At 57.2% G+C, this 23426-nt stretch carries 27 protein-coding genes; 12 read left to right on the top strand and 15 right to left on the bottom strand.

Annotated features, from left to right (window positions below; genetic code table 11):
* The first annotated feature begins 14 nt into the window (after nt 1-14).
* On the top strand, nt 15-788 hold the full coding sequence (locus C8R31_RS04960; protein WP_107692966.1) for a hypothetical protein: 774 nt from the start codon (nt 15-17) through the stop codon (nt 786-788).
* A gap of 127 nt (nt 789-915) precedes the next feature.
* Here C8R31_RS04960 and C8R31_RS04955 read toward each other — a convergent pair whose 3' ends face one another.
* Nucleotides 916-1140 carry a hypothetical protein gene (locus C8R31_RS04955; protein ID WP_107693455.1) on the bottom strand — a complete coding sequence of 75 codons (225 nt, stop codon included), beginning with the start codon at nt 1138-1140 and terminating at the stop codon, nt 916-918.
* 58 nt (nt 1141-1198) lie between these two features.
* Nucleotides 1199-1984 carry an SGNH/GDSL hydrolase family protein gene (locus C8R31_RS04950; protein WP_107692965.1) on the bottom strand — a complete coding sequence of 262 codons (786 nt, stop codon included), beginning with the start codon at nt 1982-1984 and terminating at the stop codon, nt 1199-1201.
* 257 nt (nt 1985-2241) lie between these two features.
* On the opposite strand from C8R31_RS04950, the gene C8R31_RS04945 reads away from it, so the two are divergent.
* Nucleotides 2242-2568 (top strand): hypothetical protein, encoded by a 327-nt coding sequence (locus C8R31_RS04945; RefSeq protein WP_107692964.1) that lies wholly within the window; start codon nt 2242-2244, stop codon nt 2566-2568.
* 198 nt (nt 2569-2766) lie between these two features.
* Nucleotides 2767-3105 (top strand): hypothetical protein, encoded by a 339-nt coding sequence (locus C8R31_RS04940; RefSeq protein ID WP_146164555.1) that lies wholly within the window; start codon nt 2767-2769, stop codon nt 3103-3105.
* Between the two features lie 691 nt (nt 3106-3796).
* On the opposite strand, the gene C8R31_RS04935 is transcribed toward C8R31_RS04940, so the two are convergent.
* A complete protein-coding gene (locus C8R31_RS04935) occupies nt 3797-4033 on the bottom strand; it encodes a hypothetical protein (protein WP_107693454.1) in 237 nt (78 codons plus the stop codon).
* A 535-nt stretch (nt 4034-4568) separates the two neighbouring features.
* Between C8R31_RS04935 and C8R31_RS04930 the strand changes: the two genes are divergently transcribed.
* On the top strand, nt 4569-5165 hold the full coding sequence (locus C8R31_RS04930) for a phosphatidylcholine/phosphatidylserine synthase (protein WP_258192550.1): 597 nt from the start codon (nt 4569-4571) through the stop codon (nt 5163-5165).
* Between the two features lie 24 nt (nt 5166-5189).
* Here the strand turns inward: C8R31_RS04930 and C8R31_RS04925 are convergent, their stop codons facing one another.
* Together C8R31_RS04925 and C8R31_RS04920 are read right to left on the bottom strand one after the other, a co-directional pair.
* Nucleotides 5190-5990 carry a hypothetical protein gene (locus C8R31_RS04925; RefSeq protein WP_107692961.1) on the bottom strand — a complete coding sequence of 267 codons (801 nt, stop codon included), beginning with the start codon at nt 5988-5990 and terminating at the stop codon, nt 5190-5192.
* 96 nt (nt 5991-6086) lie between these two features.
* Nucleotides 6087-6482, bottom strand: coding sequence for a surface-adhesin E family protein (locus C8R31_RS04920; protein ID WP_146164554.1), 396 nt, complete (start codon nt 6480-6482; stop codon nt 6087-6089).
* A 295-nt stretch (nt 6483-6777) separates the two neighbouring features.
* Between C8R31_RS04920 and C8R31_RS16475 the strand changes: the two genes are divergently transcribed.
* Entirely contained in the window at nt 6778-8418 is a 1641-nt protein-coding gene (locus tag C8R31_RS16475) for an NYN domain-containing protein (protein ID WP_107692959.1), read from the top strand.
* Between the two features lie 54 nt (nt 8419-8472).
* Here the strand turns inward: C8R31_RS16475 and C8R31_RS04910 are convergent, their stop codons facing one another.
* Nucleotides 8473-8907 (bottom strand): GFA family protein, encoded by a 435-nt coding sequence (locus tag C8R31_RS04910; protein ID WP_107693453.1) that lies wholly within the window; start codon nt 8905-8907, stop codon nt 8473-8475.
* Between the two features lie 403 nt (nt 8908-9310).
* Between C8R31_RS04910 and C8R31_RS04905 the strand changes: the two genes are divergently transcribed.
* Both C8R31_RS04905 and C8R31_RS04900 read left to right on the top strand, forming a co-directional pair.
* Nucleotides 9311-9940: a PEP-CTERM sorting domain-containing protein gene (locus C8R31_RS04905; RefSeq protein WP_107692958.1), complete on the top strand. Its 630-nt coding sequence runs from the start codon at nt 9311-9313 to the stop codon at nt 9938-9940.
* Between the two features lie 442 nt (nt 9941-10382).
* Nucleotides 10383-11009, top strand: coding sequence for a PEP-CTERM sorting domain-containing protein (locus C8R31_RS04900; RefSeq protein WP_107692957.1), 627 nt, complete (start codon nt 10383-10385; stop codon nt 11007-11009).
* A gap of 245 nt (nt 11010-11254) precedes the next feature.
* Here C8R31_RS04900 and C8R31_RS04895 read toward each other — a convergent pair whose 3' ends face one another.
* Nucleotides 11255-11548 carry an EexN family lipoprotein gene (locus C8R31_RS04895; protein ID WP_107692956.1) on the bottom strand — a complete coding sequence of 98 codons (294 nt, stop codon included), beginning with the start codon at nt 11546-11548 and terminating at the stop codon, nt 11255-11257.
* A gap of 443 nt (nt 11549-11991) precedes the next feature.
* Between C8R31_RS04895 and C8R31_RS04890 the strand changes: the two genes are divergently transcribed.
* Nucleotides 11992-13113, top strand: a complete 1122-nt coding sequence (locus tag C8R31_RS04890) for a PEP-CTERM sorting domain-containing protein (RefSeq protein WP_107692955.1) — start codon at nt 11992-11994, stop codon at nt 13111-13113.
* A gap of 143 nt (nt 13114-13256) precedes the next feature.
* Here the strand turns inward: C8R31_RS04890 and C8R31_RS04885 are convergent, their stop codons facing one another.
* The 4 genes from C8R31_RS04885 to C8R31_RS04870 form a co-directional block, all read right to left on the bottom strand.
* On the bottom strand, nt 13257-13943 hold the full coding sequence (locus C8R31_RS04885; RefSeq protein WP_258192549.1) for a hypothetical protein: 687 nt from the start codon (nt 13941-13943) through the stop codon (nt 13257-13259).
* A complete protein-coding gene (locus C8R31_RS04880; RefSeq protein WP_107692954.1) occupies nt 13944-14564 on the bottom strand; it encodes a hypothetical protein in 621 nt (206 codons plus the stop codon).
* Nucleotides 14565-14663: 99 nt separating this feature from the next.
* Nucleotides 14664-15344 carry a DUF6475 domain-containing protein gene (locus tag C8R31_RS04875; protein WP_107692953.1) on the bottom strand — a complete coding sequence of 227 codons (681 nt, stop codon included), beginning with the start codon at nt 15342-15344 and terminating at the stop codon, nt 14664-14666.
* Nucleotides 15334-16413, bottom strand: coding sequence for a YdaU family protein (locus C8R31_RS04870; RefSeq protein ID WP_107692952.1), 1080 nt, complete (start codon nt 16411-16413; stop codon nt 15334-15336). The genes C8R31_RS04875 and C8R31_RS04870 overlap by 11 nt, the downstream gene beginning before the upstream one ends.
* 192 nt (nt 16414-16605) lie before the next feature.
* On the opposite strand from C8R31_RS04870, the gene C8R31_RS04865 reads away from it, so the two are divergent.
* From C8R31_RS04865 to C8R31_RS04850, 4 genes are all read left to right on the top strand, one after another.
* On the top strand, nt 16606-17142 hold the full coding sequence (locus tag C8R31_RS04865) for a helix-turn-helix transcriptional regulator (RefSeq protein ID WP_107692951.1): 537 nt from the start codon (nt 16606-16608) through the stop codon (nt 17140-17142).
* A gap of 185 nt (nt 17143-17327) precedes the next feature.
* On the top strand, nt 17328-17567 hold the full coding sequence (locus C8R31_RS04860) for a hypothetical protein (protein ID WP_107693451.1): 240 nt from the start codon (nt 17328-17330) through the stop codon (nt 17565-17567).
* Between the two features lie 129 nt (nt 17568-17696).
* The gene (locus tag C8R31_RS04855; RefSeq protein WP_107692950.1) at nt 17697-18023 is read left to right on the top strand and encodes a hypothetical protein; all 327 of its coding nucleotides are present in this window, start codon (nt 17697-17699) and stop codon (nt 18021-18023) included.
* 340 nt (nt 18024-18363) lie between these two features.
* Nucleotides 18364-18597, top strand: a complete 234-nt coding sequence (locus C8R31_RS04850) for a hypothetical protein (RefSeq protein ID WP_258192548.1) — start codon at nt 18364-18366, stop codon at nt 18595-18597.
* Nucleotides 18598-18660: 63 nt separating this feature from the next.
* Here the strand turns inward: C8R31_RS04850 and C8R31_RS04845 are convergent, their stop codons facing one another.
* The 4 genes from C8R31_RS04845 to C8R31_RS04830 all read right to left on the bottom strand — a co-directional run bounded on the left by C8R31_RS04845 (nt 18661) and on the right by C8R31_RS04830 (nt 23102).
* Nucleotides 18661-19044 (bottom strand): glyoxalase superfamily protein, encoded by a 384-nt coding sequence (locus C8R31_RS04845; protein ID WP_107692948.1) that lies wholly within the window; start codon nt 19042-19044, stop codon nt 18661-18663.
* A 191-nt stretch (nt 19045-19235) separates the two neighbouring features.
* Nucleotides 19236-19763, bottom strand: a complete 528-nt coding sequence (locus C8R31_RS04840; RefSeq protein WP_107692947.1) for a DUF4142 domain-containing protein — start codon at nt 19761-19763, stop codon at nt 19236-19238.
* 297 nt (nt 19764-20060) lie between these two features.
* Nucleotides 20061-21611 (bottom strand): hypothetical protein, encoded by a 1551-nt coding sequence (locus tag C8R31_RS04835; protein ID WP_107692946.1) that lies wholly within the window; start codon nt 21609-21611, stop codon nt 20061-20063.
* Nucleotides 21612-21620: 9 nt separating this feature from the next.
* Nucleotides 21621-23102, bottom strand: coding sequence for an MBOAT family protein (locus tag C8R31_RS04830; RefSeq protein WP_107692945.1), 1482 nt, complete (start codon nt 23100-23102; stop codon nt 21621-21623).
* Nucleotides 23103-23426: the final 324 nt, after the last annotated feature.

Raw genomic sequence — 23426 nt, 5'->3', positions numbered from 1 at the left:
GGAGGCCGTTCAACATGCGTACAAGAAAAATACTGATCTCTGCCGCTTTTGTGTCCGTTCTCCTGAGCGGATGCGCAAATGGTCCGACGGGATCAGGCGGGTCAGGGGGATCTGGAGGACCTGGTGGATCGGGCGGGCCGGACATGAAGCCCGGCAAGGAAATCGAGGTGAATTTCAATAACACCTCTACCGACTGGCTCGGTGGACACTCGGACTATACATCCGACACGCAACCCACCGATGTTGTCGTCCAGCCCCGCCGGTTACCGGGAATTTTTGGCGGCCACGGCCTCTACACCGCCGGCACCAACCGGAGCGACGATCTTTTCATCTACATAAAAAAGAAATTCACCGGATTTGCTCCTGACAAGGACTACCTGCTGAATTTCAGCGTCACGTTTCTTACCGATGCTCCCTCGGGCTGCGCCGGGGCCGGCGGCGCGCCCGGCGAGTCTGTGATCGTAAAGGCGGGAGCCGCAACGGTTGAGCCTTTGACAGTAGCGATCGACAGTCAATATCAAATGAACATCGACAAAGGCAACCAGGCCCGGGGAGGAAAAAATGCCGTCGTGCTGGGCGACATCGCGGGAACCAATACCGATTGCAGCCGGCCAAAATTCGAGTGGAAAACGCTGACCAGTCCGGCTCCGCTCAAGGCCCGTAGCGACGCAACCGGAGCGGTGTGGATGATGTTCGGCATTGATTCAGGGTTCGAGGGAACCAGTGAAATCTACTACCGCTCGGCCACCATCAACGCATCGCCAGCGGTATCTGCTACCCGGAATTGAGCCTTGGCCGGGACTGGGCTTTCTTGCATGAACGCCACAATCACTGCGGTGTCGGCGGCACAATCACCGCCGGACGCCAACAAAGGGCATCCCTAACGTCCTGCCCGATTACCAGATCATATTGAGGTCAGACGTCGCGGCGGTATGCGGCAATCTCCCAGGTCCCGCTTGCTTCGTCATGCCGGAGCACGTACATGCTTCCATCATCGGCATGGACCCTGAACCAGCGCTGCTCGGGCGCGTACCAGCGGTCGGTTAGGGCATGGACCGCGAGCCGGCGCTCGCCCAGCCAGAACGCCAGCGGCTCCTGTGCGCCGCGATAGCCGCTTTGGCACTCCACGCGTATGCTCACGCCCGGGCCCGGCACACCTTGCCGGTCAGCCGAGGACAGCTTGCAGCGAATGGATAACTCACCACATCCACCATCGTCGGCGCTGTGGCGAAGGCGCCGCTCCAAGCTGGTCCTCACGCGCCGTCAGCACCGCCGGCAGGAATGCGGCGCGTACTTCCGAGGCTCCCCTCAGGCTGGGTTCGATCGTGCGCGTAAACCAGGAGGGGTCGCCCCGTAGAAAGTGACCATGCACGTCCACAAGCTGTCCGTAATGCGACGCGAGTTCCGCGATAATGCCGTTGATGCGGTTCAAGTTGGGTCGGGCGATGCGGGCGTCGACACTCAGAAAGTTGCGGGAGTCATCACCAAAGGTTGGGTCGAAAACCGTGCCGAGCAGAACCGGGCGCACGGGCAACGCTTGCAGGAACGCATCGAGCGCCCGCTCAAAGCGCATGATGCCGCCACCCCGGTCCGCGGCAAGGCCGGTGAGGAGATCGTTCCCGCCAATCGTTACCAGCGCAACCGCGGGACCGGGGAGGTTGATCCCGCGCGCCTGCCGGGACAGGTCACTGACTATGGCCCCATCCTGTGCGCGATGGTCGAGCTGCGCAGGCGCTGACGATGACAAGTCACGACCCTTGAAATCGGGGAATAAATAGTCGTCATTGCGCACGATCAGCTGGCCGGGGTGGACTCCATGTTCGTTATACCGTGCACAGTCGAGAATGGAATCGCCGAACGTGCAAACAGTAAACACCTTGTCCGGCATGGGCGATCCTCTGGCATTGAATGCCACCACCGCGGCCCCGGCCGCAAGCGTCTTCAATAACCGGCGGCGGGTATCGTCAAACTCATCATCTCTCATTGCTCTAGTCTCTAGTCACCACGGGGGTGGCTTTACCGAAAGATTGTCGGTATAGAGTTCGCCAGAAGCTTCCAGTTCCCAACCATAAAGAGCAGGCACCTATCGTGCGGCAACGTACGGAACGGACCAACGGATTTTCATATAACTGCCGCTTCCACCATTTATCTCGCAGGGCCGGTCTGATATCCGGTGCCCGGCTCAACTTTAATATAAGGCGAGGCCATCGCTCGGGCCCTCGCTTATACAAGGAGCTTAAAATGAAAAACATGACATATATGCTTTTAGCGACTAGCACAGCCATTATATTCAGTTTCTCACCGCTAGCGCTTGCGGAGGAAAGTCCCGGACTGGTCAGGGTCGATATCCGCGACGTCGCCAAAAATATTGCGAAGAACATCAATGTTGACGTGAGCCGCATTCCCGACACGGTTGAAATCCCGCCGGGGGTCGCTACCGGGGTATGCCAGGTAAAAGCTGAAACCCTGTGGGCCGTGCAACAAGGACACTCGGCTTGCGCCGCCAAAATGACTACGCCTGATCTGGACCGGATAATTTACCGGCGGATAAAGGGAGAGACACGGTAACAACGCGGTAACTTGGGGTTGGGTAAAAACCGGGCGCCTCTGCAGCGAGGTTACGAGGTGCCGGCGTGCGCCACCGAACGGAAAGACCTTCCGTTCTCAACTATAAACAGATGACCCGGCGACTTTTCCGTGGAAGGCTGTAGCCGGGCAACATCGATGAAAGGTAGTGCCGACCTTCCATTGCTCAAGGAGGATAAAATGAAAACGATCAAAAACATATCTGTATTCGTACTGACGAGCCTGATAGCCATCGTCGGTTTCGTGCCTTTCGCATCTGCTCAGACCCCGTCGGGGTTGATTAACGTCGATACCCGCAACATCGCGAAAAATGTTGCCAAAAACATCAATGCTGACGCTGGCCGGATTCCCTCAATTGTGCAGGCTCCGATTGATGTTGCTGCGAACATCTGTCACGTGGGAGCAAACGTCTTGGCAGATCAAGCCAAAAAGGTCGGCGCAAGCTGCACGGCTGAAGCCACTTCCGCCGAGTTTGACCAGATTGTGCAACGACAAATGAAAGGTACGGAACGGAAATAAGTTTTCCTGCGCCGTATGATGCTCCCGGGAGACGTCCCACTGGTGGCTCAAGACCAGAGCTTCGAATAATACAGTGCTTCGGCTGCCAATCGCATGTCGCTGCACAACCGCCACTTTCACCAGATCCCCTTGAGATTGCGCACTTGCGACGATTTGCGCTTTGGAGTTGGCGGCGCACGGCAGAACCCGTGCCCGCCGCGCCGCAGGCGCATAATGTGTGAAAAAGAGAATATTTTTGAGATAACGCTTGCTTCCTTTTCGAGTTTATGTATAATGCGAATCATTCTTATTATCATTAATAATACTTAAGCAATAAAGTACTAATTTGGCGGGATCGACGACATCTTTATGCCGCCACCCTCAGCTAGCGCACCCAAAGTCAGCCAGAGGCCGATCCCCGTATTATTGACCTTATCCGTTGCCACTGGGTTTCTCCTACGCCAGTGGCCTTTCAGCCAGCCAGCCTGTACTCCCCGGGCAAGCCAGCCAACTTTTTTATTCCAGGAAATTGCCGCGGTGCCGCAGGGTCGGGCTGCGGCAGTTTCCCCAATCCCGTCCAGGCACCGAGTGGCCGCAGATCGGCCACGACGCCTGACGGAGCCGAAGCTCACGCCTTCCCTGCGTCACCCAGTACCATACAGATGCAACGCGGGGGCGAGTCCCCCACCCCCTCGCCGTCCCAGCAGGACTATCAGCAAACCAGGTGACGCGCCTCGGCCTGGAGGCCTTTAGCCCGGTTCGCCAGATCGCGCGACTTGGCATCTATTTGCTTTCGCGTCCTGCGCGCCATGCTGTTCATCTTGTCCTTGGCCAATGCCCGGCGCCGATTGCCACGGTCGGGATCCATAAGAAACATCGTCAACGCGCCAAGCGCAGCAGCGCCGAGAACCCACTTTACCCGCGACACTTCGGTTGTATATTGATTCATGGTCATCTCCTTTCTCAATGTTGACTCGGGGCTATGTGCCCAACGCAGTCGTTTATACCCAACCAATTCCTAATAGCCCCGAACCGGCGACCAGTATCACTATGTACGCTATCCAGGATGCGATGCTATTCATTGCCGCTCTCCTTTCTAAAGAGTTAACGCACTTATATAAAAAAGCGCTTATATCTTCACGCTTTTGACACATCACATCAGTGCGTTGAGTAACATAGAACGCAAGCACAGCTGAAAGCCACCGGGGGGAATGGAAAAACTCCTGCTTCGCATTGCTGGAACGGCGCCGCGCTCTGGTCTGCGCCTGAGCTCCTGCTCTGCGCTCCTGCTCTGCGCTCTTGCTCTGCGCTCGTACCCTGCGCTTTTGTGCTGATGAGCAGCACTGCAATCGTTTACTATAATCAATATCGTCCACCAACCGGGCTATAGCGGAAGCTTATGGATGCGGCCCCGCCCCGGAGCCTGTTCAGATAAATAAACTCACCCAATGCCCTCCTCCCCCAGGCGTTCCAGACATTTCTCAATGATCCGCGATTTCCAGCTCGCGGACTTCTTCACGCTCGGAAACGCCGGCTGCGGCGTCGCCGCGGTGTTCTTCGCCATGCTTTATCTGGACGGGCGCTCGGTGTTGCATTTCTACAGTTCCGCCGGGATGATCGCCGCCGCGTTCGTATTCGACGTGCTCGACGGGAGAGTCGCGCGATGGCGCCGCGCGCATTCCCCGCTCGGACGGGAGCTCGACTCTCTCGCGGACATCCTCTCGTTCGGCATGGCTCCCGCCGCCCTCGGTTTTGCTTCGGGGATGCGCGGCGGCTGGGATTGGATCGCGCTGGCTTACTTCGTATGCTGTGGGGTAAGCCGGCTGGCGCGATTCAACATCACGGCCGAAACGCTCTCTGCAGGGGCGGATAAGGTGACGCATTTCGAGGGCACGCCCATTCCGACCAGCGTTGTCCTGGTCGCCGCGCTGGTATTCGCTGCCTGGACCGGGCGTATTGGGGAGCAGCTTTATTGGGGCGTCTGGATGATCGGTCCGTGGGAACTGCATCCACTGGCGCTGCTGTTCGTACTCTCAGGCACTCTGATGATCAGTAAAACCCTTCGAATCCCGAAAATTTGAACCGTGATTCTCCTTGCGCTTCGCTCATATCCTGTCCACATAGTTGACCGGCGCGTGATCAGCCAATGGTTTTGGCGGGCCGGCAATAAAAGCCTCCCAAAAGGAACGATCTTCCTGCGGCGCTCTTAACAACTGGAGCGCCCCCACATGCCGGAAGCCGAGCAGCTTCGGGGGGAGTGACGTGACTGCGTCCTGATCGTCCACCACGCGATAGATGGGCACATCCGCCAGCGAAGCGACAAACGCCTCATTGCCGATCCGTGGCGAGGCAAATGAATAGACGGCCTGTGGCGCGCGCCGGGATGCCGCGAGCACGGCAAGCGCCGCCCCCAGACTGTGCCCGGTATAGAAGAGCGGACAGACGAGGCCGGAAAGTTGTCGCTCTATATCGTCCCAGACTGAATCCAGCGCAGCCCCAAAACCCGTGTGCACCCGAATTTTACCCTCGCTCGACCGCGGAATCCCACAGTGAAGGTCGGTCCTGGCATCCTTGTAGCTCCGCTGCGTGCCGCGAAATACGAGCACCGCGAACGCTGGGGGCCCGAGGGGCTCCACCAGCATCGCCTTGGTATTGGTTTTCTCCGAAATGAGAAAGGCACGCTGCTTCAACCCGCCCCGTTTTAGAAAATGACTGCGCCCAGGCAGTGGAGGGAAATTGTCTTCCTCGACATCGTGACGGTAAACCAGCCGGCTTAGTTCAGCCAGCCATAGCGCATTAGCGCGGCTGTATGCGGCTGCTTGCGGATCGAATGGGGGAAATTCCTTTCGGGCAAAGAAATCGGTCGCGCTACCGGGGCGGAGAAGATCATCCCAGGTGGTGGGCATCAAATGCGCATGAAGTCAGGTTGATTGTTGTTGTCCACTTGCGGTAAGGCAGCTTTGCGTTAGCGCGGAACGCGCAGCTGAAAGATTAGCGCAAATTTATTTCTTTTCGCAAGCGATCTTCCATGCAGCCTCGTCGGCGGACTTCGGGGCAACTGGCAGCTTGGTACCCAGGTCTTTGTAGGAATAAATTAGCTCACCCTCTCCGTCATGGAGCGAATACCAGTAGAATTCCAGTTTTCGGAATTCGCGGTTTTCGCAGTCAAACTCGACCAAGGCCTTTTCCGACAGGTGTTTCCTGCCGGCCACGCCCTTGGGGCGCTGATAATTGGTCAGCGACGGCATCTGCGCCAACGGTCCTATCCTCGCGACGTTGCTTTTATCTATATATGTTTTTTCGCCTGATTTCGCATTGTCCTTGACCAATGTCCATTCCGCAGACCACGCAGAACCAGAAAAGATCGCCATGGCCAGAACCAGAATACCTGTCCGCATGATCATTCCCCCAAATAAGTGTTCCGCCCCTGATTAAGCCGTTGTGATCGAGGGGACAGCCGCCTCCACCCCCTCGCATCACGGAACCACGGACCCTGCATTAACCATAGCAGACCCGTACTGGTTCATAAGCTCACGCCGACAATAAAAATAAACCGCCCGAATAACCGCATATTTGGCCGCATTTCGGGGTTGTACTATGTCCCGGATCGCACTATACCTGTACTATCATGTCGCGAACCAGCTCGCCGCTCTAATTCAGCGAGCGGGCTCATATTGGAGAGTAAAACACTTTATGGCTGCACACCACGAAAACATCAGCATGGCCGTATTCTGCGACTTCGAAAATGTCGCGCTGGGCGTGCGCGACGCGAAGTATGAGAAGTTCGACATCGAGCCCGTACTTGAACGCCTCCTGCTCAAGGGCAGCATTGTCGTTAAGAAGGCGTATTGCGACTGGGATCGATACAAGACATTCAAGGCAACGATGCACGAGGCCAATTTCGAGCTGATCGAAATTCCTCACGTGCGTCAATCCGGCAAGAACTCAGCCGACATCCGCCTGGTTGTCGATGCGCTTGACCTTTGTTACACCAAATCCCATGTCAATACGTTTGTCATTATCAGCGGCGACTCCGATTTTTCGCCGCTGGTTTCCAAGCTGCGCGAGAATGCCAAGCAGGTAATCGGGGTAGGCGTCAAGCAATCAACCTCCGACCTGCTGATCGCGAACTGCGACGAATTCATTTTTTACGACGATCTGGTGCGCGAAATCCAGCGCGCTGCGGCCAAGCGCGACAGCAAGGAAACGCAGCCTTCGGCCAGGCGCCAACCCGACGCGGAGAAGCTTCCTAAAGAAGAACTGGAAGCGCGAAAGAGCAAGGCAATTAATCTCGCTGTGCAGACCTTCGATGCGCTGGTATCGGAGCGGGGCGATAGCGGCAAGATATGGGCGTCCACGCTGAAGCAGGCGATCAAGCGCCGTAAACCGGACTTCAATGAGACTTATTTTGGCTTCCGCGCCTTTGGCAACCTGCTCGAGGAAGCGCAGGCGCGGGGCCTGCTCGAACTGGGCCGTGACGAGAAATCCGGCACGTATGTCTATCGAGGCAGCGGTGAAATGGTCGACCGTGAAACAGCGACCGAGCCGGAAACAGCTCACGAGCCGGAAACGGCGCCCGTAGGGAACGAACTGGGGCCGAGCCGCGAGCCCGAGGCTGCTACCATAACCGCTCCCGAAATTACGGCACCGGCAGCAGCCGAGGATACCCTCGCAAGACATGAAACGCGCTCGCGCCGGGGTGGCGGTCGCATACCGAGGGACAGGAAGGCAGAAACCGCCTCAGCCCATGTCCCCCAGGTTGCACCCAGCGTGCAGACCGAGCAGATCGAGCCCCAGGCAGCAGCAGTGGGAGCGGAGGCGGCGCCCGAGGATACCGCGGTTCCCGTTGCAACGGCAACGATTGAGGAGACTATCGGAAAAAACGAAACGCGCCGACGCCGGCGCGATGGCCGCAAGCTGAGGGACAGGAAGGCAGAGGCCGCCTCACCCCAGGTTCCCCAGAGTGCGCTAATTGCACAGGTCGAGCCCGAGTCAGCCGCAGTGGGAGCGGAGGCGGCGCCCGAGGATACCGCGGTCCAGGTTGCCACGCCGACGATTGAGGAGACCATCGGAAAGCACGAAACACGTCGGCGCCGACATGATGGCCGGAAGTTAAGGGGCAGGAAGGCAGAGGCCGCCCGTGTGGATCCAGCCCCGAGGGAAACAACGGTCCAGGCCACGCCCGAAGCTTCGTCCTCCACCTCGTCCCCCGCCTCGTCCTCGATCGCGACCGCCACCGCGCCACTGGAAACAGTGGCCCCGACAAAACCGAAGACGGCGGCGCGCAGCCGGCGCCCTCGCAAAACAGAAACGACCGCGGACGGGACCGGCTAGCAACGACCAGCTAGCAACCGGACCGGCAGTCATGAAATCGAACGGCTGGCAATATTATTCCGCCATGCTGATACCCGAGCCGCCCATTTCCTCGGGGAGGTCCTTCATCTTCGGTAGCCCGTCCCTGATTGGCAGCACTGTCTCCTGGTAGTGCACGTGCACCGCAGGGCGATACGGAAAGCCCGGAATGACAGCCGCATACACATCCACAAGCCCCAAGCCTGGGTGCTCGGTGAGGATGTGGCCGCCGCAGGTTTTGCACCACTTGCGATAACTATTCGGCGTCTTGCTGTAGGTACCGGTGTTTTCCGCCCCCTGCGTAACCTGCAACGCTTCGGTTTTCCACAACGTGAAGGCATTCACGGGCCCCGCGGACCAGTGCCGGCAGGACTCGCAGTGACAGTAACCCATTCCATCCGGCTCCCCGCTGACCGTGAACTGAACCGCACCGCAAAAACAGCTGCCCTTGTAGATTTTTTCGTCATTCATATATGCATCTCCTGAGGTGATGGTGCGACGGAAGCGGCTATCTTGCGCTGCGGTCCTTTTCGATCTGAAAATGAGAATCCAGGAAAAATGACGTTCTTGCGTTAATGCAATGACATTCGCCGCCGTAAACAATAACAGAAGCTGCTGAAGCGAATGGGCTGACACGACCATTTATACGCCACTTCCTCGTATCGCTTCAACCACATCGAGGAACCTGCTTCCTGACCTTCTCATTTCACCGTTTTCTTTCTCCGGGGCTTCAATTTGCTGGCAGGGAACGCGGTATTTCCTTAAACGGCATCTACAGGTCGCATCCGCATTCTCGTTCGCATTCACATCCGCAGTCTCATTCGTATTGCCGCCGCCTCACCGCAATCATACCCACCAGGGAGCGAATCTCAATATGATATTAAAGAACATTGTGGCCCTCACCCCGATTCTTCTGGGTTGCTCGCTTACGCATGCCGCATCCCAGGTATTTTCCGATGATTTTAATAACTACGTACCCGATCAATTCACTTGGTCGCCCCCCGTATCGAGTGGCTGGAGCGTAACGGACGGCACTGTCGATTTGAATGGGGCGGGTGGCAACTACGACTTTCTTCCCGGCAACGGAAGTTACGTCGATCTGGATGAGAGCAGTTTTGTCAGCGGCCTGTTTTCAAACCATGTCAACCTGGTCGGAGGCACGACCTATCTGCTTTCATTTGACCTTGCCGGCAGCCATCGCGGCACCCTGGCCGACACGGTGCACGTCGGTTTCGGCAGCGCGACCGCATCCTACATGCTCGACAGCATGGACGCCTTTTCGACCTATACCTTGAGCTTCACGCCGGCCACCAATGGCACTTACAGCTTTAGCTACCTGGATGTCAGCGGGGACAATAGAGGGCTGTTTCTCGATAACGTATCAGTGACTGCCGTCCCTGAACCGGCGACTTCCGCCATGCTGCTCGCCGGGTTAGGGGTACTGGGTTGCTGGGTGCACCTTAAAAACTGCAAAACCCGGCGTAGCCAACCCTCCGGGGCCTGAGGTCGACACTCCACTGCCCCCTGTTAAAGGCCCGGAGTACCTGACACAACAGCACGCCCACCCCCCGAGACTCCAGCCAGCGCGGCTGCGGTAGCAAGCCCGCGGGATTCATCCATCTTCCGTCCCGGATTCAGCACAAGCGGGTCCGCTCAATATCAAGTTGGCGCCCCCCTGCCCCCTGCCCCCTGCCCCGGTCGCCTGGGCCCGGTGCGAACATGCCAGAAGTTCGGCCCCCCTTCCTTCGCCTGGCCTCCCGCACCGGCTTGTCATTCCACTTACCCACTCATGCCTCGCCGGATCTGTCGAGGTATCTTTCAACTTGCCCGCCCTGATGGCGCCGGGGAGTCGCACGCTCCTTCAACATGCTGATTCAGCGGTACTAAATATAAAGGCACGCATATTGCTTTATCTAACTCTGCCATAACAATAAAAGGAGTTACAAATGAAATTCAAGAATCTTGCCGTAGTTGCTGCACTTCTTCTCGGACCCTCCCTTACCCATGCGGCGACCATCTTTTCAGATAATTTCGATAGCTACGCACCGGACCAGCTTAATTGGGTTCCACCTGGTATAAGTGGTTGGACGATAACGGGCGGCACCGTTGACCTGCACGGCGCTGGAGGGGGCTATGATGTTCTTCCGGGCAATGGAAGTTACGTGGATCTGGATGGCAGCAGTTTCGCCAGCGGCCTGTTCCTGAACAACGTCAACCTGACTGGGGGTACAACCTACCTGCTTTCTTTTGATCTGAGCGGCAGCCAGCGCGGGATCCACACCGACACGGTACACGTCAACTTCGGCAGCGCCACTGCCTCGTACCTGCTCAACAGTACCGACCCATTCTCGACTTTTACCTTAAATTTCACCCCAGGCACCGACGGCGTGTATAGCCTGAGCTACCTGAATGCCGGCGGCGACAACAGAGGGGCTTTTCTCGATAACGTATCGGTGTCTTCTGTTCCGGGAGCAGTGTCGAATGTCCCTGAACCCGAAACCTACACCATGATACTGGCGGGATTGGCGATGATGGGGCTCGTTGCGCGCAGGCGCAAGGCGGGGACTGCTTAAGTAGAGAGATGCTGATGAGCTACAGGGCGCCGAGCTGATGGGAAACGCCGGGGAATGCAGTTGAGCCGCGCCTTGTAGCCTTTTGTTTCCCGGCATGCAACAGTCTCCGTTTGGGATCACATCTTCGTTAGTATCAACTCTTGACCACTTGACCTGATATCCCGGAAGTTCCCGGAACCGGTAAAGCCCGACCTGGCATGCGGATCGCATTCCGGGAACGCGGGGCCATTCGGACGATGAAGGGCTCAGGGATAAACCGGAACTGGCGGCTCGGTCCTGATCCCTTCGCTGTTCGTGACCCACTTTGCCCGTGCCGTTGCCTCGTTTTCGGCACGGCTGGCATTGACGCAGTTGGGGGTCGCATCAATTGTCCCCGGTTTGGATTGGCACTCTATCAGCTTCGCAGCGCGGTCCGACTCGTTCTTCAGGTACCATTCCACCGGCCGGACTTCCTCTTTGGGCTGGCTTTCGCAGCCTGCCAGCGCTGACAGCAACAGCGCGCTTGCCGCAGCCGAAACAATGAACGCTTTCTGCTTCATGGCTCACCTCAGCAATGCATCAGGATTCTGGATTGACGGAGGATTTAATCTTCCGTCATTGCTTTCTTGTTGTGACCCTTCCAAGCATTGCACGGCAAAACACATCGCTCTGTGCGCTGACTAACCCAGACTGCACAGGTCGGGGATTGGCACAGCTTATCCAGACAATGTACAGACAATGAATGAGTATGGCGACGGAATAGACTGATTGGACTATTGCTGAAGCGCATCAGCGCGGAGTACGCTCGAATAGCATGCCGAGATGCATACGAATTGCGGGGCTCGCTTTTTGCGTGAAAAAACAACTTCAGGAACAAAACTGCATCAGGAGCATGCGGCTCAACATTCGGGACACCAGCTACCAGTTTCACAGATATTTCAATCGGAACTTTTCCTGACCCAATTCCTAACTAATTTTTTTAACCTTCTCAAGAGGCAAAATAATGAAAATAATGGGCCCTAAACTATCCAGTCTTGTTTTGTTCACTGCGGGTGCTGTGGCAGCCACCGCAAGCCAGGCAGCCACGTTCTATACCTTTGCCGACCTGGGCACGGAAACCACCCAAAGTTATGCCCGCGCCATCAACGATACCGGCAAGATCGCAGGATATGCCTTGTTTCCTGACGAAACCGCTTACGACGCTGTGTCCTGGGATGGCACGAAAGTGACCGGCCTGGGCACACTGGGCGGGAGCTTCAGCTCTGCCCTTGGGATTAATAGCGCCGGCCAGATTGTGGGATATTCGGAAACTGCCAACCATAGACAACATGCAACCTTGTGGAATGACACCACCGCCACCGATCTGCAACCCCAGCGGCCAGAGCATGGCGAGGCCCAGGCCATCAATGACGCGGGTCAAGTGGCAGGCGCTGTCTTTACCTCTGCCACGGGCCGGCAGGCCACGGTCTGGAACGGCACCACGCCGACTGACCTGGGTTCGCTTGGCGGGCAATCCAGCCAGGCTCGTGCGATCAACAACGCTGGCCAGGTCGCGGGGGATTCCTATCTCGAAGACGACACCACCAAACGCGCCACCGTGTGGAATGGTACCAAGGCGACGGATCTGGGCACGCTCGGTGGTCGTAGCAGCATCGCTAACGATATAAACAATAACAGCGAATTAGCTGGATATGCATATCTCTCCGGCGATTCCGCCTATCACGCCACCTTATGGAATGGCACAAGCGCTACCGATCTCGGTACCCTGGGCGGAAATCTTAGCGAAGCTCGCGCGCTTAACGATGCCGGTCTGGCTGTTGGATGGGCCCAGACCTCCAGTGGCGTTACCCACGCTACCCTATGGGATAACACAACAGCAATCGACCTCAATAGCTTTCTCGACGCCAGCACGGCACAGGCTGGCTGGGTGCTGGAGCGGGCGTACGATATCAATAGCACCGGCTGGATTGTCGGGGACGCACACAACGCAATATCCGGCGCAAATCATGCGTTCCTGCTGACACCCGTTCCCGAACCTGAAACCTACGCACTGTTCATGGCTGGACTCGCGTTGATGGCAACGGTCATGTCGGCACGACCCTCTACCAGGATCAAAACATCCTGACGGCTCTTCCCTGTCTTGCACTGGACTCTGAAGCGATTGGAAGCAGTACAGGCTGCTTCCAGCTTCCTCCGCGCCTATGTGCGCGCATGCCTTTCCAGGATTGTTAAGCCCGTGAGCGAAGCGTAACGCGGCAATAGGGCAACTTATGCCCTTTCGAGCGCATCGGCTGTTCGCAACAGGCCCCGGCTGTGCATTTCCCTCTCCAGGATATCCATGGTTTGCACATGAATCAGATCGAGCGCGTCATATCCGCCGTTGCGCAGTGCAGCCGCCTTGAGCGTTCCGCAAGCCATGCATTTTCTTATTTCGCGCAACCCTATTTTTTCGCCGCAATAAGCGCGAATGATCTGTTCGATGCCCCGGCGGCTGTGCAGTCCGGTGCCAAAATTTGCCGCCAGATGACGCGCCAGCAAATTGAACCCCCCTGCTTCGCGACCGAACTGGACCCTTATGTACGCCATATGCAGTGCCGGGAGCGCGCGTTCGCACAGGCTCACAATCAACGCGGCCTGGGCATGCCGGTCATACGGGGTCAACTCCCCCTCCGGGACACCCCCTGCCCCGTCCGGCCCGCGCATCGCGTTGACAGAGGAAATTTTGATGATCGGAGTATTGATGGTTTCATACGCCCATCTCAGGGCATGCCGCGGATTGTTGAATTTCATGATCAGATTCCCCTTGGTTGATATGACGCTTGATTTCTTCCATGTGCCTTCCATGTGCCTTCCATGTGCCTTCCATGTGCCTTCCGTGCTTTCGTGCTTCCCGGCGCTCGAGTTGCAGGCTGTGTTCTCCGGCTTATCGGGGTTCCGGCGTACATCCCTTCCCATTTATTGCTCCGGCGCACCGAGATTCCGGTCGCGTATTTGGGCGGAACGCGCGTTGAGCTCCCTGGCCGCTTTCAGCCGCTGACAGGTCGGAGCGATCTCTTCGACACCTTCGATGGCGCACCACATGGCGAGCCCATCATCGATAAAACCGGCGCGCATGAAAGCCGCGCCGATATCCTGCCAGCGGCATTCACGGTCGGCTTTCGACCAGCCCAGCGCCCCGCCCATGCCTGCCGCCGAGGCCGCAACCGAGTATGTGTCGCGGCACGGCGCGGTCGGGACCATCAACCCGAGCCCGATGTTGGGATTGTTGCGCGCGCCATAGCCGCCCACGCCGCCGATATTCATGATCTGGCTGTTGCCCGCATTGTGCGCGGACCCGCCCTCCCCACCCATCGCGTTGGACACCGAGGTCTGGGACTGGATCTGGCTTTGCGTCTGGTTCTGTGCCTGATTTGAAACAACAGACGCGGTTGACGACGCCGCCGCCTGTGCAACGCTATGCGAATCAAGCTCTGCCGTTATCCCGGCGGCCAGGGGCGCCTGCGCACCAGCCTCGGCATGCGCCCCTAGCGCCATCACTGCTATTGCTGCGATTGCTGTTAACCCGAATGTCTTCACTGCCCCCTCCTTTCGTCGCTTTCGCGGTTTTTCAGGCTTCCCTGTTGCTCTGCTGTCGTTCAAGTTCCCGGCCCCCTGCGGCTGATGGCTTACTCAGACTTAGCCAACCCCGTGCCCCCCGCTCACCCGTTTTTCGCTGTCGATGCGAAAGGCTTCATTAATGCAGTCACCGCTACCGGCACGCATGCGATGCAATCCGAGTTGCGGCTGGTCGGTTCCCCCGCGCAACACCTGACGCGCGGATTGCTCATTCCCGATCAGTACCAGCGTCTCCGGCGGGTATCCCTTGCGGCTGTTGTGCGCTGTTGCAAGACCGATCAGCGTGGCCGGATATGACGGCCGCTCGCCGCGCGCACTGAAGCCGCGATAACGGTTCTCGAACTCCTTCGCCACGAACGGCCATTCGTCCTCGCTTCTGGCCCCAAAGGAAATCCAGCCGCCCATGTCCTGGATGACGCGATGAATCAGCCCATCGTCGAATACCACGTCGCAATATGTGCCCACCCTGCGCACCGCCTGGTCCACCTTGGCCCATGCGCGCAAGGCCGAGTCCTGCGTCGAACCCTGCAACATGCGGATAATGTCGGCCGGCTTGGGCGCGAACTGACCGGTGTCGGGATTAGCCAGATGACGATTGAATGCATCCACGATCGCCTGCAGGTCAAACCTCCTGAGGGCGGTCCACCATACGTCCAGCGCAAACCGCGACACGCTTTTGCCATAAAAGCTCATCACCCCGGCAATTCCGTCATGAAATTTCTGAAAGTCATCAATTTCCATGCTGCGCCTCCTCCACATGCGCCTTCACATCTGCGTTCACATTTGCCCTCGCATCCGCCCTCGCATCAGCCTGCCTCAGTTCGGGCGGTACCCACCCATCGGCTGCGGCGCGGTTGGATGACTCAAGCAATTCCTGGATGTTGGGCATCCGGCCACGGTGCAGGACCAGTTTTGCCGCCTCTTCCCGCTGCCGCTTTACGGTACCAAGGACATAAGCGAAGCTCGCTTTCCCCCTGGCAACCGCGTTTCTCGCGGCCTGCGCAAACTCATCCTCCACCGCACCCGCATTTAATAGCGCAAGCAATACGGGATGGTGCGGATTACACCCTTGCACCCCAAGCCGGATCAGCACCTTGCAACAGGCGCCGGCGATCCCCGGTTGCGATGGGTCGCAGGTTTTCGTCTCCCGGGGAACGGCAGCGGCGAAATCATGCTCATGAGGACAGGAATCGGGATCAGGCGCGGCATCCGCTACCCCCCGCTGCCCTCCCGTGGCATGAACAACGGCGCGAACAGCCCGCCCGGTATCGCCCTGCGGGTTTTGACCGGGTTGGCGCTGGTGCTGGTGCTGGTGCTGGTGCTGGTGCTGGTGAGCTTTGCCGCCGGGTTCGCGCCAGGTTGACCCGGTGCTTATGTGGCCGCTTATGTCGCAGGTTGTGTTGGGAGTTATGCCGCGGAAACCTGTGGCTAACCCGCCGGGTTCCGTCGGGTTTTCCGTCTCTTGCTGATGCGCTACTTGCCTGGGGGGACGACCGCCCTTGCGCCCGTTATTTCGGGCTGCCTCGATCTTTGGCCGGGCCTTGGCTATTTCGCGGTCTGCACGCTGGTTATGTCGGAACCCATCAACCGCAGAAACCGGGAAAAACTGCTCGGCCACCGACTTCACGGCCTGCTGCTCAAGCCGCGTCATCGCCCGGCAGACGCGGTAGAGGCTCGGCATATCGCTGGGCAGCGGCTTTTCTACGCTAAAATAGGTATCCAGCAACATCGTATAAGCACCGTGCTCAGCCAGAGACAAGTGCGCCGTGTCACGCTGGTAGTCGCCGCAATATCGTTCGTAGTAGTTCATGAGGAGAACTCCCGTTATCTGGGGGTTTTATGCGTCAAAACCCCTTTTCGCCAGTCAAAACTGCGTTTTTACCGCTGAGTTGGAACTTTCCCTGTATTTGCCTTTCCAATTCGGCCATTATTACAAGCATTACTTGTATTCGTCAAGGGATTCTTGTAAGCGAATCACAAGCATTGCTTGTATTATCGATGTATGGACATTGCGAAAATAATTCGCGAGGGGCGGGAGAAGCTCAATCTCAACCAGTCTCAGTTGGCGGAGCTAGTAGGTGTTTCCCCCCAGGCTGTCCAGCAATGGGAATCGGGGGCTACCCAGCCGCGCGGCAAACGGTTGAACAAGATTGCAGAGGTGCTGAAATTACCTCCGTCGCTCACGCATTTCGGCGCACCCGCCGAACCGTCAGGCGCGATGGCGGCGGCCGTTGCCAGGACGCAGGAGAATGCAACCGCTGCGCCTGGGGCTGAGGCTCCCCTTGCGGAGAACGACCCGCTTATCAGCCAGGTGGTTGAAGCCATGCGGCGCATGTCGAAGGAAGATGCTGTCCGCCTGGTGACAATAAGCAAAGCGCTTATCGGCGAAAACGTAGCTGAAGGAGTTCGCGGGCAAGCTGAGGCAAACGCAAAGCCATTGCCCGTACCCGACATGGCCCCTCATCCACCGCCAGCTTTTCCTCCGCGTCGGATGCCCGAGGGGAGATCGAAGACTCGAGGAAAGGCGGCAGTCCGATAGACGCCGGTTTGGCCGGCATGTGGAGGACCGCCGGAAATTCAACAGGCGCCAGCCCTAGCCCGGCCGGTTACCTATAAGTTTTTAATAATCAGGGGTGACGTCTGATATGAACAGCAAACTTCACAGTTCTTGCCGCGCAGCAGATCGTGGACGCGGTGTTGGAACCATCCGCGGGATTCGCTAACATGAAATCTCCGGAGAACCGATTGCCGTACGACAGCCTGGAAATGCTGTTTGCGTTTCACGTTTCGGAAAAGGCGCGCGCCAAGCGGGAAAAATATCTCATGGATTTTCCTGAAGACCAGCGGGAATTGGAGAACCGGCGGTATTCCCTCGAACGAGCGGTAAAGGAAGTGCTGGCCGAAATAGCCGAGGTCGCAGTACTTATCAAAGAATTGGAATGTCAGGGCGCGCCGGGCGAGTAAGAGTCGGAAACCAGCAGAATAAGCCGCTGAACCGCGCTGAACCGGGGGCCGCCTATAAAAAATACGGGGCGCCCATCGGAGGTCCTGCGCGTTCGGCAAGATTTTAATTCATGTCCTTGGGAGTACATTATGAAACCTGCTATCTTGGCTCTGCTCAGTATATTGGTCCTTTCCTCATGCGCCACGACAGGCAAAATGGCCGGTGTCCGCGCAGGGATGACGAAGACGGAGGTGATCGATGTCGCTGGAGATCCCGACGGCTACCAGCGCAGCGGCGATTATGAAGCATTATTCTACGTTGACCGGCGTGCCGCTCGCTCCCTCTTCAGCAGCTCGTACCGGGATGTCGTCGATTATTCCATTATCCTGAAAGATGATCAGGTCGTGGAGTACGGCCCGGGAAGAACGCATCAGCGGGAAGGCGAAGTGCCTTTCGTACGAGTGCCGATGCGGTAAGGTTGATACGCCAACCGTCTATTTTTCACCTGTCGCAACCTTCACCCCGTACAAGTTCTGTATTGACAATTACAAGTTTTACTTGTAGACTCTCCCCATGCTGCAAACACCGGGCTGATCCAGTCCAGGTATTTGCAGCATCCGCGAAACCGATGTGCAGCCCAACCCGGCATAGCCTCGATCCAGTAAGTCCCCGGCGGCGTGGAAAGACAAGCGGTCAGGAAGGGAAAGGCGCAAAGAAATGTCCAGGCCGTGCCTGGCGCGGAACTCGGCCCGTTTAAAGGGCAACATGGAGTAAGGAGAGAAGGACGTCGCAATGGGAAACGGGGCCGGAAGGTGGATGACCTGGGCACAATCAACTTGGACAGAACGCTGTCCGGCCCCCCTGGATTTCTCGGATACGGAAATACTCGACTGGTTGAGCGAATACTGCGACCAGGCCGTCTACAACCGCCCCACCCCCCAATACCGCGGCGGCTTCACCCTCTACTGCGACGAAATCAAAACCAGCGGTGCAACTCTGCGCGAAGCGGTCTGCCTCGCGGCAGCCAAGTGGAAAGAGGCGAACGATTAACAAGCGGAAGGAACGGACGGGTAATCCTTTCGGGTTACCCTGCGCTAATTCGACCTTTGTCTGTTACGGATTGGCCGTCACATCACTTTTCGCGGCTTCGGAAAATCGCAGCCGGTTTCCGAATGGGTCCGAAATCTCCATTACCCGCCCCCATGCAAACGCTTCGATCGCTGGCTTGGCATACCTGTACTGCTTCGCCCGGAGCTCGGAACAGAGAACATCGATATTTTCTACTGGCACAAAGATCGTCGCGCCCGGGGTGGCGTCACCGTAGTGCTCGCTTAAGTCGATTATTAATTCAGACCGCTTTATTCGCGCATACAGTGGAAAGTTATCTCCAAACCGATGCTCCCATTCGAGTTTGAAACCAAGAAAATCCAGATAAAATTCCTTCGCTTTATCTTCCGAGAAGATGCGCAAGACGGGAATGGCTGGGGACAAACGCATGAGTTGATTTAATCAGAATTCATGGATATAAATTATGGCCATTAGCCGGGCTCGCCGCAATTTCGTGCCCTGGAGATGACGGCCAAATGGCCGACCGTATGCCAATCAGTAAATGCTTCGCTTCAATTCTTCGTTTGGAGGCTACGGATCAATCAGGTCGGATTACCTGGTCGCAATCCGGCGACAGGCAGCTACTTTTTTCTCCCCAGCGAACTCTTGAGTTTCTTCGCGTCTTCAAGATGCTGGGCAATAACCCGGCGCAGGTCGGTCAATAAACGCTTCAATTCTTCGTCCTGCGCCTGGGGGATCAGTTTTTCATCCCACAAGTCCAGCATTTTCTGGTGAAACTCCACCTCATGACTTGCGTAGTCCAGATCAAACAAAATCCCCCGCTGCCGGTCAAGGCTTTCAAGATGTTCTTCTTCAACTACCTTCACCCTATCGCTCAGTGAGCTGTTCTGCGGCACTATATTATGCTTGGCTGCCCAGTCCTGGACCGACGAATAGGCTTCAGAATGTTCCTTGGCTACCCGCCGGCTGTACGCCTTTACGTCCGCATTGGACGAGGTGGCGTCGGCCAGCCTCCAGGAATCGACCTCGGCCTGGTTAATGGCCTGGACGAGACCAATGATCTCCGCATCGTTCAGCGCTTTTGTTTCGGCAGCAACTGCAAAGGACGGGGCGACTACGGCAACCGCAAGCATGAATAGGTTTTTCATGGGGATCCTTTATTATTGATGGGGGATCATTGCCGGTAACAGAAAATGGAAAATTCATGAACACCGGTACACCAAGCGTAGCCGATCGAAGGCCCCATGTAAATTTTCACGCAGTAGTTGAAAAATGAGTTGAAAAAAGCCGGCAAAAGCCGCCCGCAAATCTGCCGGCAGCAATTGGAGAACGCATGCAAGCAGCCTGATACTCGATAGATAGGCACGTAACGTGTGTGGGAGTACGGGGAATGGGATAGGAAAGCCGCTGAGCGCGGCAAACAGAAGCCGGCCTTGGGCCTGCTTCTATATGGCGCTCTGGTCGCCGGCGTCTTTACCCAGCTCAAGGCTGCTGATGGCCACGATGGGGCAGGCGCTAGCGGAATCGATATCAACCCGAATATCGGTGACGGCACCTGCCTGAGCCCAGGAGGAAAGCGGCGTCAAATTAATCGCCGTCATGCCCGGCTGCGTGGTGAAGCGGACGCTGTTGGCTTCGCTGAACTCTCTGCCGGCGGAATGCCAGGATATCTGGACCTTAACCGGCTCGGTCTTTTCGCCGCAGTTCAGGTCCAGCACCAGTTGCGACACGTCACGAGCACGAACCGGCTGGTCGAGTGAAAAGGTGACATATGGATCAGCCCCCGCCACGCGGTATGCCTGCCTGTTCCTGGTCTTGATGAGGTCATGCGTTTCGGTAGGGAGTCCGTGACTCACGGAGGTGAAACGCTTCGGTTTTTCCGAGGAAAAAATGAGTGGCGGGAGGCTTCCAAACCGCTTTCTCCTGGCCGCCCTCTCAACCACGGTAACGAAGACATAATCCGGTTTGAATGTGTCCACCAGCCGCGCAAGCGAGGCAGTGTCGGCGGACTCGTAATGAATCTGCAGCGTTTCCGAGAACGTGGCCGCCATGAAGGGAGCCATCGCGGTGCCAAACGAATCGCGCAACCACAAAACCTTTTTATCGTTCAGGGCGTGTTTGGACTTGACCAGCAATGGCTGCCGTGCCGTATGAATTTGAGGGTTGCCGCCGGCTTTTTTCAGGCGGCCGGTATCGAACTCATACTGCTCGATTTCAATCGGGCGCTCGCTGACGATATCCACCACCACCTCGCTATCCCGCAGCGTCTCCTTCAATCTCAGGAATTTCGCCAGGTCGCCCCCCTGGCGCTCATTCACCTTCGTAATACGCACCTCATGATCGGAAAGCAGGCGCAATCCCGGCTCGGCGCGTGCAATCTCCGCTTCGAAAGCGCGAAATGCCACCCATGCGCCCAGGCTATTCCAGTGCGTATCCGTCTTGTAATAAAGCGATTCCGCAAACCGCGACTTTGCAGTTCTCATCGCATTCCGGATGTCAACGTAGAGCCCCTTGCTGTCATTCGCCAGTAATGTGTCGGTTGACGACCTGGATGCCTGCTGCGCCCAGTCGGGCAGGAACTCCGGGTAGACGGTATTTTTGTCCGGACCGAGCATGACCCGGAACATCCTGACGCCCTTCAGGGTCAGCCACTGATCCCAGGATCTGGTCGCGCTCGCGATAACCTGGGCGGCCTCCGCATCCAGGGCCGTCGGCTGATGACGCCTCGAGGTAACCGTTTTTTCGTACTGCTCCCCGAGGTAGAGCCAGTCGTCTTTCCCGATGAACACCTGGCTCGGGTTGGTTGAGATCCCGTGCGGATAAAAAACACGGCCCAGAAACGCTGAAGCGAAGTCGAAGTTGTAGAGCACGGAGTCGCTCCACCATTCCTGCCCTTCCTTTTTCGGGCCATTCCACGCGGAAAGATTGATAAGCGGAACAATCGCCAGCGCGAGCAGGGCCACCCCGAGAAAGACAAAAACCCTTTTCTTTATCACGACAGCCGCCTAGAAATTGAAGTAAAGAAATATCGAGCTCGTCGTCACCATGGTCGAATACATGGCGATGCAGAACAGCACCAGCGCGCCCGAAAATTTGGCGGTTCCCTGGCCATTGACGCCGACCATCAGCTCGAACGAATTCTTCCGGCTTATGATCCCCAGCGTGAGCAGGATGGCAATGAAGCAGAGAATGTTGGCAGCGAGGCCCGCGGGCAGCCACCTCAGGAGGTAATCCGAGAACCATCCGCCCCACACCAGGCTATCGGTAGGCACATGCAACGCCGTCAGGTTAAAGACCGAGTTGATGTCCGCCATCCCGCGGATGATCCTCAAGGCACTCTCAAGGGTATCGGCACGGAAAAAAATCCAGGTGAGGTTGATGAAATTGAACGTCAGTAGCCACGCCATTGCCCTGGGCATGCGCAGGCCGAACCCGCTCCAGGCGCGATGGATCACCAGCGCAGCACCGTGAAACGCCCCCCACAGCACAAACATCCAGCTCGCGCCGTGCCAGAGCCCGCCCAATATGAAGGTAGCCATGAGGTTCAGGTAAACGCGCGGCGTCGAGCAACGGTTCCCGCCGAGCGGAATATAGAGGTAGTCGCGGAGGTAGCGGCTGAGCGTCATGTGCCATCTGCGCCAGAAATCCTGGATGTCGAGCGCCTGGTACGGAGAATTGAAATTGATCGGCAACCAGATGTTGAATAGGAGCGCCGCCCCGATTGCCATATCGCAATAGCCGCTGAAATCGAAATAGAGCTGGAACGTGTAGGAGAGGCTGGTCCCCCAGGCGCTGAAAAAGTCGAGCGTTTCGCCGCCCTCGAATCCTGCGTTTGCCCACACCGCGAAGGTATCGGCGATCACGACCTTCTTGAACAGGCCGATGCTGAAAATGAACAGGCCAAGCGCGATGTTCCGATAGCGCATGACCAGTGTCCAGCGCGACTTGAATTGCGACATCATTTCGCCGTGATGCAGGATCGGACCGGCTATCAGGTGCGGGAAAAAAGTGACGAACAGCGCATAGTTGAGGAAATCGTATTCCCTGGCCTCGCCGCGATAACTATCCACCAGATAGGCTATTTGGGTGAAGGTGAAGAAACTGATGCCCAGCGGCAGCAGAAGGTGAGGCGAAATAACGCCGATATCGAAAGCAGCGTTGATGTTATCGATCAGAAAGTCGGCATACTTGAAATACCCGAGCAGGCCAAGGTTGCCGATGATTCCGAAGGCCAGGACCAGGCGGCGCGAGAATCGCGCGGGCTTGTCCGGATTCGGCGCCAGGGCGGTGCCGATCGCGAAGTTGAACAGTATGGAGCCGACGAGGAGCGGCAAGTAGGCGATGTTCCAGTAAGCGTAGAAAAAAAGGCTTACCGCCACCAGCCAGGCCTTGCCCGCGAGAACAAGCCGAATCCTGTTCAGGTAGAAGTACCCGAGGAAGGCGATCGGCAGAAACAGCAGGATGAATTTTGGCGAGCTAAAAATCATTTATCCGCGGGTTTTCCATAACGAGCCCCATGAGAGTCATAGGCGCAGGTGCGCGATTATTCGAGGTTGGATTCTTTGAGGTCGAATGACGCGGGCAGTTTGGGATGCGAATTGTGTATGTACATGCGTGCATCCCGCCTGCGGTGGCTCGCCCCGCTGATACTGAACCGCCGCATTGTACCCGAGGTTTGATTTTTTTGCTTGGTGGGGCGGCTTTGATCACTTTGATCAATTAGCCCGTCGCTGGCGCTACGCGTTTTCCTTCCGTCCTGCCACGCGCGAGGTTCCCTTAAGGCATGCCCAAGGCAGCAGCAGTGCGGCAGA

Origin of the sequence: Nitrosospira sp. Nsp2, from assembly GCF_003050965.1 — a bacterium.
Taxonomy (GTDB): domain Bacteria; phylum Pseudomonadota; class Gammaproteobacteria; order Burkholderiales; family Nitrosomonadaceae; genus Nitrosospira.
Note: the sequence above shows the minus strand (reverse complement) of the source record. Positions and strands in the feature narration are given on the sequence as shown.